Genomic DNA, 13,253 nt, shown 5'->3' with positions numbered 1-13,253 from the left:
GTTAGCATACCAGGCCGCAACGTTGTAATGAGGCTTCCTGACGCTGGGCATACAGCGCCATTTCGTCCAGTACTGCGCAGCCCAGTGCGGCTTCAAAGCTGCTGCGGCTTGCCTGGCCTGACGAGCGCGCCTGGGTGTGATCCCCGAGGTTGGACTGAAAAATCCCCGCCGCACTGACCGGTAGAAAATCCTCATAAATAATGGGATCGGCCAGAATGCGGCCCTGTTCGATCAGGGCGTCCAGCGGTTCACCGGGCTGAGGCGGTTCAGCCCGGCCTTTATCACTCAGGCGATAATGAAACCAGGCCAGAGCCTCCCGGCGTAGATCGGTTTCGTTATCCGGAAAAGCCTGAAATACAGCAGACAACCGTTGCTGATGCTGTTGATTGTCAGCGCCGCTTCCGGCCTCAGTCAGCAGCCGATCGTAAAGCGCGCGCCCCTCTGGGGTTAAGGCCGCGCCGCGCTGTTCTATCTCACCAAATCTTGCCGTATGGGTGCCCTGGTAGCCATCTTTGAAAACGACAGGTTCCTCCAGCGCTTTAAAACTGGTCTGGCGTAATAAAATCGGCACCTTGCGCCGAGGCGGGCCTTCAATAACGTTTTTGGGATCGATACCACGTTCGGGCATTAACGCCTGAACGCGATCAATGTCCAGGGTTCTCGGTGTCAGGTGGTTGATATGACAGGCAGGAAAACACACGACGTCCGCAATCAGCCGGTGTTGTTGATTAAGGGCCTGATAGGTGTGGCTTTCGACGAGGCTATGCGAGTGCCAGCGAAAGGTTTCTAACGCCTCGGTAATAAAGCGCTGCGCTTGGGTCTCAGTCAGACCGCCCTGCTGTTGATGCTGTTGAATTAATGCGCGACAGCCTGCGGTGAAAATGTCCCGCGAGGCCAGGATTGCGGCAGCTTCATCGCGCAGCGCCGGGTCTTCAATCAATTCAAGCCGCAGTAATGAGGTAAAAATACGGAACGGATTACGACGCAACGCGTCGTCGTCAACAGGGCGAAACGCGGTTGAGTGTACCGGTACGCCCGCCTGAGAAAGGTCATAATAGCCGACCGGGAACATGCCCATAACGGCGAACATCTGACGCAGCATGGCCAGCTCTTCGGCGCTGCCGACGCGGATTGCACCGTGGCGTTCCAGGCTTAAACGGCTCAGCTCATCGGCTTGCGCCAGGCGCTGCTGCAGGGCGCTGTCCGCCGCCAGCGAGGCCTGATTAACGTCTTTGACCAACTGCATCAACGTGCCGTACAGCGGCACTTCCTGCTGATACATGTCCGACATTGCCTTTGAAAAGCCCGTACGGATGGCATCCGCACTGATAACGTTATCCATAATCACCACCTGAAAGCATGAGCGTTGCAGCTACTGTAATCCAACGCGTTGCCGTCAGCGGAAAAAATCATGAATTTGTGATCGGCTTAAAACCATAACGGTTTTTAATCACCAGCATCGCTGTCGTGAGGACGGCCGGAATCGCCAGAAGCAAAAAGATCAGGTTAAAAGACCAGCCGAGCGACAGCATTTCTGCTCCCACAAACGCGCTGAGGATGGCACCGATTCGGCCCACGCCATGCATCCAACTGGAGCCGGTCGCGCGGGCATGGGTAGGATAATAGCTGGCTGATAAGGCATTCATTCCGGTATTAGCACCGTTAAAGCAAAAGCCGCTACAGAAGGCTATGCTGCTCATGACGGTGACCTGCGCCGGTGAGAAACCCAACGCCACAATGGCAATCCCGCCACAAAAATAGATGACGGCCAACGCCAGGTTGGCATTAAATCTGTCCATCAGCCAGCCGGCAAATAACGAGCCCAGGGTGCCGCCCGCCTGATACATGGCGGTGATAATGGCGGCCTGGGTCACGGTCATCCCCTGTTTACTCACCAGCGAAGGCAGCCAGCTGCCTATCAGATAAACCAGAAAGAGCCCCATAAAATAGCCGCCCCACAGCATCAGGCTGCCAGTACGGTAGCGGGGAGAGATAACCGTGGCGATTGCGTTTTTGTCTGGCTGAGTGGCGTCCGCTTCGGAAGATTGAAACTGACTGTGCGGGTTCGTACTGCCCGGAATCATACGCTCCAGAATGGTTCGGATGCGTTCTGCCGGCGCACCACGGCTAATTAAGAAACGCACTGATTCTGGCAGTTGCCGTATCAGCACCGGGAGCACCAGCAGCGGTAAAATACCGCCCAGCAACAGAACAGAATGCCATTCGTAACGCGGTAACAGCCAGGATGCCGCAAAGCCTCCGCTGGCTGCGCCAAAGGTAAAGCCGCAGAAAACCACGGTGATGATGAATGAGCGACGGCGCTCGGGGGCATATTCTGCGACCAGGGTGCTGACGTTCGGCATGGCTGCGCCCAATCCGAGCCCGGTCAAAAAGCGGAACAGGATCATCTGCTCAATGCTGTGCGAAAACGCGGTGACCAGCGTCCATAAGCCAAAAAACAGCACGCTGAATATAATCATTAAGCGACGACCAAAGCGGTCGGCCAGTGGACCGGCGATCATGGCGCCCAGCGCCAGGCCAATAAGCGCCGCACTGATGACAACGCCTAACTGATGGTTCGTGACGTTCCAGGACGCTTTCAGCGAGGGCGCGATAAACCCCATGATGGCGATATCCATCCCATCAAGCGCCACGACGATAAAACAGAGTACAATCAATCGAATTTGGCCACCGCTCAGGGCACCCTGATTGATTAACCGGCGAACGTCTACCGACTCAACGCTGCTCACGGACGTACTCTCCTTAACGAAATAACTATCAGTTTTGGTAAAAAAAACGGCGCTTATGATAGCCGATCGTTAACGATAAAACGCGTGAATTTTACACGAGAATAATAATCATTCAAAAAATGGTTAGTTAAGTTAATGATTTTTCAGTCACGACTGGCGGCTGCGTTATCCGACGATAGCGTCTCAAGCATTATTTATCAGTAACTTAAATGAAAATCCGATAAAAAGTACACATTGTTAATAAAAATTTGCAGCAAAGTTAACAAAATCCAGCTTAAATAGTTGCCAGTTACCTGGCAATGTCATTAAGTTTGGGAAATGGAAAAAAATATCCTTTTCAATCAGCGCATTCGCTTGCGTCATTTACATGCCTTTGTTGCCGTTGCGCAGCAGGGAACGCTGGGGCGTGCAGCCGAGACGTTAAGTCTCAGCCAGCCTGCACTCTCTAAAACCCTTAACGAACTTGAGGAACTGACGGGCGTCAGGCTGTTCGAACGCGGCCGACTGGGCGCACAGCTCACCACCATGGGAGAGCAGTTTCTGACGCATGCGGTAAAGGTGCTGGATGCACTGAACCATGCCGGTCAGAGTTTTAATGAACAGATCAACGAGCGTCCTGCGGTGATTCGGCTTGGCGCGCTTACGACTGCCGCGATGGGCATGTTGCCACAGATTCTCGATCGCTTTCATCAACTGCGTCCTAACACCACCATTCAGGTTGCCACGTTGCACAACAATGTCTTGCTGGCCGGACTGCGCGCGGGCGAATTTGATATCGGCATTGGTCGTATGGCTGATAAAGAGATGATGACCGGCTTAACCTATGAACTGCTGTTCCTCGAATCATTAAAACTGGTTGTCAGGCCGGAACATCCCCTGTTAAGTGACAACGTCACCTTATCCCGCGCCATGCAGTGGCCGGTAGTGATTTCCCCCGAAGGAACGGCTCCGCGCCGCCTGGCACAGCAGATGCTTGACGAACAGGGCTGCTGTTTACCGCCACATTGCGTTGAAACCTCTTCCACATCGCTGGCCCGCCAACTGGCGCTACGCTATGACTACATCTGGTTTGTGCCTTCAGGCGCCATTAAAGAAGATCTCAGTCACAACGCCGTCTTCTCGCTGCCCATTACCTCTCCAGGCCCTGGCGAGCCGGTCGGTATTATCACCCGGACAGGCGATACCTTAAGCCTGAGCGCTGAGGTTCTGATGAGTACTATTCGTAAATTTCACAGTTAGCGACTGCGTTTTGCATGTCGCTCCCAGTTGTCCTGACGCGCTTTCTCGGTCTTGCGTAATCCGACGTAAAGCGCGCCCGCCCCGCCGTGCTGCTTTTGCGCCACACAGAAGGTCTGCACCTCATCCAGCTCCCGTAGCCAACGATCCAGATAACTTCGTACGATGTTGGCGTGGGATTCACTGTCGCGCCCTTTACCGTGAATGATAAGCAGGTTGCGAAACCCGGCTTGCCGCACCTCACGAATGAAATTAAACAGGTTCTGGCGACAGACCTCTACAGGCTGACGCAGTAAGTTAAGGCTGGCGTCCAGCGTATACTGTCCCTTGCGTAGCTTATCTAACACGCCCTGCTGAATGCCCTCTGCTTTGTATTCCAGAGGCTGATCCAGCGGGATAATATCCAGATAACCGCGCGTTAAGATGTTTTCATCTTCCTGTTCTGGCGGCAGTTGACGTGCTTTTTTACTGGCGGAGAGCGGATTCCACCGCGTGTTGTCCGCATCTCTGAGTGGCGTAACGTCATTCATCGCGTCACGGAACAGATTGTCATCGTCAAGGTTCATCGCTCGCCCCTGTAAAATGATATGACGCAAAATAGTGCTTAACCCGAATAGTAGCAAAATCGGGAAAGTCTGCGCTAACCCCGTTTTTAACCCTTATTCCCGGCCTTAAGATAAAGAAAGATCCTGTCTGAAATCATAAAACCGTAAACATATATTGACGGCCGTTACACTTTGACATCAAGAAAGCCAGTAATAACAGCCTTCAGCGAAGTGTAACAGACCACACTTTTTGTATGCCTAAAAACTGCTCGGATGAGTTCCTTTGCGAGCGAAAAATGGTAAAATTGACCGCAGTCAATTATCGTCGAGCAAACCACTATGTTCCCTGAAAAACGTATACAGTCAGGCGGTTGTGCGATTCACTGCCAGGATTGCAGCATTAGCCAGTTATGCATCCCTTTCACACTGAACGAACATGAGCTTGATCAGCTCGATAACATTATTGAGCGAAAGAAACCCATTCAGAAAGGTCATACGCTGTTTAAAGCCGGTGACGACCTCCGCTCCCTTTATGCTATCCGTTCCGGCACGATCAAAAGCTATACCATCACTGAACAGGGCGATGAACAAATTACCGGGTTCCATCTGGCGGGTGATCTGGTCGGTTTTGACGCCATCATGAATGCCAGCCATCCAAGCTTTGCCCAGGCGCTGGAAACGGCGATGGTCTGTGAAATCCCCTTTGATACGCTGGATGATTTATCGGGCAAAATGCCGGCCCTGCGTCAGCAGATGATGCGTCTGATGAGCGGCGAAATCAAAGGCGATCAGGACATGATCCTGTTGCTGTCCAAGAAGAACGCTGAAGAACGGCTGGCGGCCTTTATCTGGAACTTATCCCGCCGTTACGGTCAGCGGGGGTTCTCACAGCGTGAGTTCCGTTTGACCATGACGCGTGGCGATATCGGCAACTATCTGGGGTTAACCGTTGAAACCATTAGCCGTTTGCTGGGGCGTTTTCAGAAATCAGGCATGCTGGCGGTGAAAGGGAAATACATCACTATTGAGAACCACGCCATGCTGGAAGGTCTGGCGGGCCAGAGCCATCAGGCAGCCTGATGGTTAAGCCGGGTTAATAAATGTTATTTTATTGATCCGGCTACATCTTTTTCACTTTCTTACTGCGTTGAACATAGGCTATCTTTAATCCAGTCGCTTTGGTTTAAGGAGAGTAGCCTATGTCCCAGTATCAAAATATTCTGGTCGCCATCGATCCTCAACAGGATGACCAGCCCGCGCTGCGACGTGCGGTATATCTCAACCAGCTTATCGGCGGCAAAATCAAAGCTTTTCTGCCTATCTACGACTTCTCATATGAGATGACCACCCTGCTCTCACCGGATGAGCGCACCTCAATGCGTCAGGGCGTGATCTCTCAGCGCTCAGAGTGGATACGCGAACAGGCCCAGGCCTATCTGGATGCAGGCGTGGATATTGATATCAAAGTGATCTGGCATAACCGTCCTTACGAAGCCATCATTCAGGAAGTGCTGGCTCATCAGCATGATTTGGTGCTTAAGATGGCGCACCAGCACGATCGGCTGGAAGCGGTGATCTTTACGCCAACGGACTGGCATCTGTTGCGTAAATGTCCTTGTCCGGTGTGGATGGTCAAAGATCAGCCCTGGCCCGAAGGTGGCAAAGCTCTGGTGGCGGTTAACCTCGCCAGCGAAGAACCTCACCACGATGCACTGAATCAGAAACTCATTCGTGAAACCGTTAAACTGGCAGAAAGCGTAAACCATACCGAAGTTCATCTGGTGGGCGCCTATCCCATCACGCCGATCAATATTGCCATTGAGCTGCCCGACTTTGATCCCAGTGTGTACAACGACGCGATTCGTGGCCAGCACCTGGTGGCGATGAAAGCGCTACGGCAGAAGTTCTCTATCAGTGAAGAGTTCACCCATGTCGAGAAAGGTTTACCGGAAGAAGTCATACCCGAACTTTCAGGGCATCTGGGCGCGGGGATTGTGGTATTAGGCACTATTGGCCGAACCGGACTATCGGCCGCTTTCCTGGGCAACACGGCGGAACAGGTGATCGATCACCTGCGCTGCGATCTGCTGGCGATAAAACCGGATGACTTTGTTTCGCCGATTACGCTTGAAGAGGATGACGAGCACGACTAATCAGGCGAGGTTCGCAACAAGGGCGACACATTGTGTCGCCCTTGTTTATTACAGCGCTTTAAGAATATTTTCCACGCTGGCTTTGGCATCACCAAACAGCATTTGGGTGTTTTCTTTGAAGAACAGCGGGTTTTGCACACCGGCATAGCCGGTATTCATTGACCGCTTAAACACAATCACGTTTTGCGCCTTCCACACTTCCAGCACCGGCATACCGGCAATCGGGCTGCCGGGATCGTCCTGAGCGGCGGGATTGACCGTATCGTTGGCACCGATCACCAGCACCGTATCCGTGTCGCTGAAGTCATCGTTAATTTCGTCCATCTCCAGTACCACGTCATAAGGCACTTTTGCCTCAGCCAGCAGGACGTTCATATGGCCGGGTAAACGCCCAGCGACCGGATGAATACCGAAGCGTACCTTGATGCCACGGGCGCGCAGTTTTTCGGTGATCTCGGCCACCGGATACTGTGCCTGTGCCACCGCCATCCCGTAGCCGGGCGTGATAATGACGCTCGTGGATGACTTAAGCATTTCTGCGGTGTCTTCCGCACTGATCTCGCGGTGTTCGCCAGCCTCTTCGCTGTCCGTTACCGCGCTGCTGTCGCTGCCAAAGCCGCCGGCAATGACGCTGATAAACGAACGGTTCATCGCCTTACACATAATGTAGGAGAGGATGGCACCCGATGACCCCACCAGCGCGCCGGTTACGATAAGCAGATCGTTGCTGAGCATGAAGCCTGCCGCCGCCGCCGCCCAGCCTGAATAGGAGTTCAGCATAGAAACGACGACAGGCATGTCTGCCCCGCCGATGGAGGCAACCAGATGCCAGCCGAAAGCCAGTGCAATGACCATCATGACAAACAGGGCAAATCCCTGCGCGCCGCTACTGTCAGTGTTGACGAACCACAGCAACAGCAGGAATGACACGATCAGCGCCAGCAGATTCAGCTTGTGCCGGTGAGGCAACATCAGCGGTCTGGACGACAGTTTTCCGCACAGCTTACCAAACGCAACCAGCGATCCTGTAAAGGTGACCGCACCAATAAAGATACCGATAAACACTTCGCTGAGATGGATATTTTCCATGACTGCGGGCAGTCCGGGGGCATGATCGATATAGCTGTTGATCCCCACCAATACTGCAGCAAGCCCGACAAAGCTGTGCAGAATGGCAACCAGCTCGGGCATTTCTGTCATTTCAACCCGTCTGGCTAACCGGATGCCGATGGCCCCGCCGATAACCATCGCCAGCAAAATCCAGACGACATTGCTGCTATCGGGACCAAAAATGGAGGCGATGAGCGCAATTGCCATGCCGCTGATGCCAAAGAGATTCCCTTGCCTTGAGCTTTCATGTTTAGAAAGCCCGGCAAGGCTCATAATAAAAAGTATTGCGGCAACAATGTATGCTGCTGTCACTAATCCGCCAGACATGTGTTACCCCTTACGAAACATTTTCAGCATGCGCTGCGTGACGGTGAAGCCACCGAAAATATTGATGCTGGCGATCAATACGGCAATAAAAGACAGGAAGCTGACCCAACCGCCATGTCCCATTTGCAGCACAGCGCCTACCACGATAATGCCGGAAATGGCATTGGTGACAGACATCAGCGGTGTATGCAACGCATGGCTCACGTTCCACACCACGTAGTAACCCACTACGCAGGCGAGCGCGAAGACGGTGAAATGTGACAGGAATTCACGGGGTGCGACGTTCGCCAGGCAGGCAAAAAGCACGATGGCCAGCGCCAGCAGCAGATAGCTGCGTCGTGGCGATCCCGTCGCAACCTCACTCTTTTTCTGCACCGGTGCAGACGTGGTTGTGGCTTTAGGTGCAGCTGAGACCTGAATCGGTGGCGCAGGCCAGGTCACCTCGCCATCGCGCACGACGGTAACGCCACGGATGACAACATCGGCGAAATCGATAGCAATTTCACCGTTTTTCTCTTTGCACAGCAACTTCATCAGATTAACGAGGTTAGTGCCGTAAAGTTGTGAAGACTGGGTGGGTAAACGGCTCGGTAAATCGGTGTAGCCAATGATTTTCACGCCGTTGGCGGTGACGGTAACCTGATCGGCAACCGTCAGCGCACAGTTGCCGCCGGTTTGCGCCGCGAGGTCCACAATAACGCTGCCCGGCTTCATGCTGGCCACCATCTCTTCGGTGATGAGCGTTGGCGCGGGTTTTCCCGGAATCAGCGCCGTGGTGACGATGATATCGACCTCTTGTGCCTGCTGAGCAAACAGCGCCATTTCAGCTTGAATAAAGGCATCGGACATCACTTTGGCGTACCCATCGCCGCTGCCCGCGTCCTCTGCAAAATCGAGTTCAAGGAATTCCGCGCCCATACTCTGGACCTGCTCTTTGACCTCAGGACGCGTATCAAAAGCGCGCACAATGGCGCCAAGGCTGCCGGCTGCACCAATCGCCGCCAGGCCAGCCACGCCGGCACCAATGACCATGACTTTTGCCGGTGGCACTTTACCCGCCGCGGTGATCTGCCCGGTAAAGAAGCGGCCAAACTCATGTGCGGCCTCGACGATCGCACGATAACCGGCAATGTTCGCCATGGAACTGAGCGCGTCGAGCGACTGGGCGCGGGAAATACGGGGAACGGCGTCCATGGCCATCACCGTGACATGTCGCGCGGCGAGCTTTGCAAGCAGTTCGGGATGCTGAGCGGGCCAGATAAAGCTCACCAGCGTGCTGCCCTCGCGGGTCAGACCTGTCTCGTCATCATCGGGTGCGTTCACCTTCAGCACGATATCGGCCTGCCAGACCTGCTGGCTGTCAGTCAGCGAGGCCCCCGCGGCAAGATAGCTGTCATCATCAAAGCTGGCGCGCTTACCCGCATCATGCTCTACAGCCACGCTAAAACCCAGCTTGATTAGCTGTTCAACGGTCTTGGGCGTCGCTGCCACACGTGACTCGTTAGCCAATCGCTCTTTGGGTATTCCAATTAACATAGTTTTCCCTTTCATCGATTAAAGGAGGATGATCCTTGCGGTACACATTGCCGTGCCGATACCGACCATCAGGCAATGTGATAAAAAGCAATAACCTAATCGTTTCTAAAGCTACTGAAATTGTTACGGACGATCTACTGCACAGGCGCAGTTATGTCACATTCGCCGTAATATCCAGCCGGAGTGACACAATTCCGCATAACCTCACTGTACAGGGACATTAGCAGCAAACAATCTGCTGACTGTTGCGCGCTTCACCCTGATATTCCTTTTAAAAAAAGCTAAAATTAACAATGCATTAACCATTTTCGTACTGTTATCACAGCGCATTTCATCTTATTGTCTTAAGCGTAAGGCAAAATCGCGCGGCGCGCGGTCAGGATTGAATAATCTGGCTCACAACAAGAGATATATCGCAAAAAATGGCTGCGACAGCGTGTTTATAACATGTAATAATCAGCGGCTAATCTGTTATACATCAAGAGTCCAGCACGTTTTCGTACTCATTTTGCGTAAGGCGAAGGATCATTTTTATGAAGCTGAAGAACACTATTCTGGCATCTACCCTGTTATCTCTGCTGGCGGCAAATGCATTTGCGGCTAAAGAGCTGACGCCAGAACAAGCGGCCGCGTTGAAGCCATTCGAACGTATTAATATCACCGGTCGTTTCAATGCAATTGGCGATGCGGCCGATGCCGTTTCAAAACGTGCTGATGAACTGAATGCAGATTCTTATTACATTCAAGGCATTAACGACAGCAACGGTAACAGCGGCAACTGGCGCGTGACCGCAGACCTGTACAAGGCCAACGCACCTAAAGCCAGTCAGGAAACTGAATACCGGATGTTCAATGGCCTGAAAGAGCTGCCCAAGGCAGAGGCTTATCGCCTGGAACCCTTCGATACCGTGACCGTCAACGGCTTCTTCCCAAGCCAGCCTGATGTAAATGACGCGATCTCCAAAGCCGCAAAAGAAAAAGGCGCAGCCTCCTTCTTTATCGTGCGTCAGGTTGATGCCAATACCGGCGGCAACCAGTTCATTACCGCGTACATCTATAAGGCCGATGCGAAACAGCGCGTGGTGCAGAGTCCGGACACCATCCCGGCCGACTCTCAGGCGGGTAAAGCAGCGCTGGCGGCAGGCGGTGCAGCCGCTAAGAAAGTGGAAATCCCTGGCGTCGCCTCTTCAGAAACCCCTAGCAACACGGTAGGCCGCTTCTTTGAAACGCAGAGCTCAACCGGTAAACGCTATACGGTGACCTTGCCGGACGGCAAAGAGATCCAGGAAGTGAATGCGGTCACGGCAGCACAGATGCAGCCGTTTGATACCGTAACCTTTAGCGGACATTTTGGTACGCCAACCGAGGTTTCACAGGAAACCGCGAAACGCGCTGCCGAGAAAGGGGCTAAATTCTACCATGTGACGCGTCAGTGGCAGAACCAGAGCGGTGGCAACCTGACCGTGACAGCCGATCTGTTCAAATAAAATACCGCAGGGCGGCGCCCGCCGCCCTGTTGTCTGTTTGCATAATTCCTGCTCGATTTTGCATAGCCACGCATTGCCATCCTTCACCGCACTCCGTAAAATCCTCCGCCTGTTTTTCAGAGTATTTAACGCGCTATACGTAACACAATGACGATATAACGTTGTGTTTATGCTGGTCATCCAGCCACTTATGCTAGCAGGAAGAACGTTTTGGAGAAAAAATTAGGCCTCAGTGCCCTGACAGCGCTGGTTCTCAGCTCTATGCTGGGCGCAGGTGTTTTCAGCTTGCCGCAAAATATGGCGGCGGTCGCCGGTCCGGCGGCGCTGTTGATCGGCTGGCTGATCACGGGCGCGGGGATTATCTTCCTCTCGCTGGCGATGCTGTTACTGACGCGGCTGAAACCTGAACTGGACGGCGGGATTTTTACCTATGCCCGCGCCGGATTTGGCGAACTGACCGGATTTTGTTCCGCGTGGGGTTACTGGCTGTGTGCGGTTATCGCTAACGTCTCCTACCTGGTTATCGTTTTTTCTGCGCTGAGCTTCTTTACGGATACGCCTGATCGGATCATTTTTGGCAACGGTAACACCTGGCAGGCGATGCTGGGCGCATCGGTGCTGCTGTGGCTGGTTCACTGGCTGGTGCTGCGCGGGGTGCAAACCGCTGCCAGCATCAACCTGCTGGCAACCCTTGGCAAACTGGTTCCACTGTTGCTGTTTGTTGTGCTGGCCGTTCTGGCCTTCAATTATGACCGGTTTCACTTCGATTTTTCCGGACTCAGTTTGGGCGTCCCCTTGTGGGAACAGGTCAAGCAGACCATGCTGATCACGCTGTGGGTGTTTATCGGCGTGGAAGGCGCGGTGGTTGTATCCTCTCGTGCAAAGCATAAAAAGGATGTCGGACGCGCGACGCTGTTGGCGGTGCTGGCTGCCCTGCTGGTCTATTTGCTGGTGACGCTGCTGTCACTGGGCATCGTTCCCCGTGCGGAGCTGGCGGAAATGCGGAATCCTTCCATGGCGGGCCTGATGACGAGCCTGACGGGGAGCTGGGGTAACGCCATTATTGTGGTGGGCCTGATTATTTCCGTGTGCGGGGCTTACCTGAGCTGGACGATCATGGCGGCTGAAGTGCCCTTTATTGCCGCACAGCAGGGTGCGTTTCCACGCAGTATTGCCCGGCAGAACGCCCGCAACGCGCCTGCCGCCTCGTTATGGCTGACAAACGGCAGTATTCAGGTTTGCCTGATCCTCATTGCCCTGACCGGCGCGGATTACAACACGCTGCTCACCATTGCCTCTGAAATGATTCTGGTGCCCTATCTGCTGGTCGGACTTTATCTGATTAAAGTGGTGAAAGGACAACAAAAACCCTGGGCGCTTGCCGTCGGTGTGGGCGCCAGCCTGTATGGCATCTGGCTGTTGTATGCGTCAGGCCCGCTGCATCTGTTTACGTCAGTGGTGCTCTATGCGCCGGGTATTTTACTGTTTATTTTTGCGCGCCGTCGCGGGCATGAGGTGGCATTGAAGCCGGTCGAACGGGTTGCCATGATGCTGATCGTGGCGGCAACCCTTCCTGCGATGTGGGAACTGCTTGCCTAGTGCGCCTGATCCAGTACGACACACAGCAGGTCATCCTGCTGTGTCAGTGCTACAGGCTTAGGGTATTCTTCATGAATAGCCTCAAGCTGCTTGTCTGACAGCGGGTACGGAAGCTGAATATCGAAGCGGGAAATGTGTTGCTGCTCGGCAAGCGTGATCAAACGGGCTATGTTGATTTCATCGCTGACCTGCGTTGAAATGATTTGTAATGCTAATTCTTTAAGCTGATCTTCACTCGCCTGTAAGCTGTGCGCAGATTTGCGTGTCACCATGCCAAATATAGGCAGTACGCCGTAGATTGCATCCACAAAGCTCCATCGTTTTTTACAGGATGCCGACAGGAAATCACTGTAATTAAAGCAGATGCGATCGCGGTATACCGCTGATGCCAGCTCTTTATCAAACACTTTGGCTCCTCAAGGTGATCACAATGAATCCGGAACACACGTTAAACGCAGGGTTAATGACTGTCTATTTTGCGGAATATATCCCAGTTACTCAAGGATATTT

General features: G+C 53.4%; 11 protein-coding genes. 5 read left to right on the top strand and 6 right to left on the bottom strand.

Going from position 1 to position 13,253, the window contains the following annotated elements; all coding sequences use genetic code 11:
- Position 1: 1 nt before the first annotated feature.
- The gene (hglS, locus tag AAIE03_RS07600; RefSeq protein ID WP_014593776.1) at positions 2-1,342 is read right to left on the bottom strand and encodes a 2-oxoadipate dioxygenase/decarboxylase HglS; all 1,341 of its coding nucleotides are present in this window, start codon (positions 1,340-1,342) and stop codon (positions 2-4) included.
- A 67-nt stretch (positions 1,343-1,409) separates the two neighbouring features.
- Complete coding sequence (locus AAIE03_RS07595) at positions 1,410-2,750, bottom strand: MFS transporter (RefSeq protein WP_013025866.1); 1,341 nt, start codon at positions 2,748-2,750, stop codon at positions 1,410-1,412.
- Between the two features lie 318 nt (positions 2,751-3,068).
- On the opposite strand from AAIE03_RS07595, the gene AAIE03_RS07590 reads away from it, so the two are divergent.
- The gene (locus tag AAIE03_RS07590) at positions 3,069-3,989 is read left to right on the top strand and encodes a LysR substrate-binding domain-containing protein (RefSeq protein WP_013025867.1); all 921 of its coding nucleotides are present in this window, start codon (positions 3,069-3,071) and stop codon (positions 3,987-3,989) included.
- Here the strand turns inward: AAIE03_RS07590 and smrA are convergent.
- The gene (smrA, locus tag AAIE03_RS07585) at positions 3,986-4,552 is read right to left on the bottom strand and encodes a DNA endonuclease SmrA (protein WP_014593778.1); all 567 of its coding nucleotides are present in this window, start codon (positions 4,550-4,552) and stop codon (positions 3,986-3,988) included. The two genes, AAIE03_RS07590 and smrA, sit on opposite strands and share 4 nt — an antisense overlap.
- Positions 4,553-4,870: 318 nt before the next feature.
- Between smrA and fnr the strand changes: the two genes are divergently transcribed.
- Positions 4,871-5,611 (top strand): fumarate/nitrate reduction transcriptional regulator Fnr, encoded by a 741-nt coding sequence (fnr, locus tag AAIE03_RS07580; RefSeq protein ID WP_013025869.1) that lies wholly within the window; start codon positions 4,871-4,873, stop codon positions 5,609-5,611.
- Between the two features lie 119 nt (positions 5,612-5,730).
- The gene (gene uspE / locus AAIE03_RS07575) at positions 5,731-6,684 is read left to right on the top strand and encodes a universal stress protein UspE (protein ID WP_013025870.1); all 954 of its coding nucleotides are present in this window, start codon (positions 5,731-5,733) and stop codon (positions 6,682-6,684) included.
- Positions 6,685-6,732: 48 nt separating this feature from the next.
- Here the strand turns inward: uspE and pntB are convergent, their stop codons facing one another.
- Together pntB and pntA are read right to left on the bottom strand one after the other, a co-directional pair.
- Positions 6,733-8,121: a Re/Si-specific NAD(P)(+) transhydrogenase subunit beta gene (pntB, locus tag AAIE03_RS07570; protein WP_013025871.1), complete on the bottom strand. Its 1,389-nt coding sequence runs from the start codon at positions 8,119-8,121 to the stop codon at positions 6,733-6,735.
- A gap of 3 nt (positions 8,122-8,124) precedes the next feature.
- Complete coding sequence (gene pntA, locus AAIE03_RS07565) at positions 8,125-9,657, bottom strand: Re/Si-specific NAD(P)(+) transhydrogenase subunit alpha (protein WP_029568811.1); 1,533 nt, start codon at positions 9,655-9,657, stop codon at positions 8,125-8,127.
- Between the two features lie 533 nt (positions 9,658-10,190).
- On the opposite strand from pntA, the gene ydgH reads away from it, so the two are divergent.
- Together ydgH and AAIE03_RS07555 are read left to right on the top strand one after the other, a co-directional pair.
- Positions 10,191-11,144, top strand: coding sequence for a DUF1471 family protein YdgH (gene ydgH, locus AAIE03_RS07560; RefSeq protein WP_013025873.1), 954 nt, complete (start codon positions 10,191-10,193; stop codon positions 11,142-11,144).
- 210 nt (positions 11,145-11,354) lie between these two features.
- Positions 11,355-12,743: a basic amino acid/polyamine antiporter gene (locus AAIE03_RS07555; RefSeq protein WP_105082142.1), complete on the top strand. Its 1,389-nt coding sequence runs from the start codon at positions 11,355-11,357 to the stop codon at positions 12,741-12,743.
- On the opposite strand, the gene AAIE03_RS07550 is transcribed toward AAIE03_RS07555, so the two are convergent.
- Positions 12,740-13,150: a hypothetical protein gene (locus AAIE03_RS07550; RefSeq protein WP_013025875.1), complete on the bottom strand. Its 411-nt coding sequence runs from the start codon at positions 13,148-13,150 to the stop codon at positions 12,740-12,742. The two genes, AAIE03_RS07555 and AAIE03_RS07550, sit on opposite strands and share 4 nt — an antisense overlap.
- Between the last annotated feature and the right edge of the window lie 103 nt (positions 13,151-13,253).

Source organism: Pantoea sp. Ae19-2 (assembly GCF_059801205.1).
The sequence above is the reverse complement of the archived record's forward strand: the minus strand, read 5'-3'. Positions and strand labels throughout refer to the sequence as shown.

Excerpts from the sequence above, each read along its gene's own strand:
- hglS (WP_014593776.1), bottom strand. The coding sequence starts at position 1,342 with ATGGATAACGTTATCAGTGCGGATGCCATCCGTACGGGCTTTTCAAAG.
- AAIE03_RS07590 (WP_013025867.1), top strand. The coding sequence starts at position 3,069 with ATGGAAAAAAATATCCTTTTCAATCAGCGCATTCGCTTGCGTCATTTA.
- smrA (WP_014593778.1), bottom strand. The coding sequence starts at position 4,552 with ATGAACCTTGACGATGACAATCTGTTCCGTGACGCGATGAATGACGTT.
- fnr (WP_013025869.1), top strand. The coding sequence starts at position 4,871 with ATGTTCCCTGAAAAACGTATACAGTCAGGCGGTTGTGCGATTCACTGC.
- uspE (WP_013025870.1), top strand. The coding sequence starts at position 5,731 with ATGTCCCAGTATCAAAATATTCTGGTCGCCATCGATCCTCAACAGGAT.
- pntB (WP_013025871.1), bottom strand. The coding sequence starts at position 8,121 with ATGTCTGGCGGATTAGTGACAGCAGCATACATTGTTGCCGCAATACTT.
- pntA (WP_029568811.1), bottom strand. The coding sequence starts at position 9,657 with ATGTTAATTGGAATACCCAAAGAGCGATTGGCTAACGAGTCACGTGTG.
- ydgH (WP_013025873.1), top strand. The coding sequence starts at position 10,191 with ATGAAGCTGAAGAACACTATTCTGGCATCTACCCTGTTATCTCTGCTG.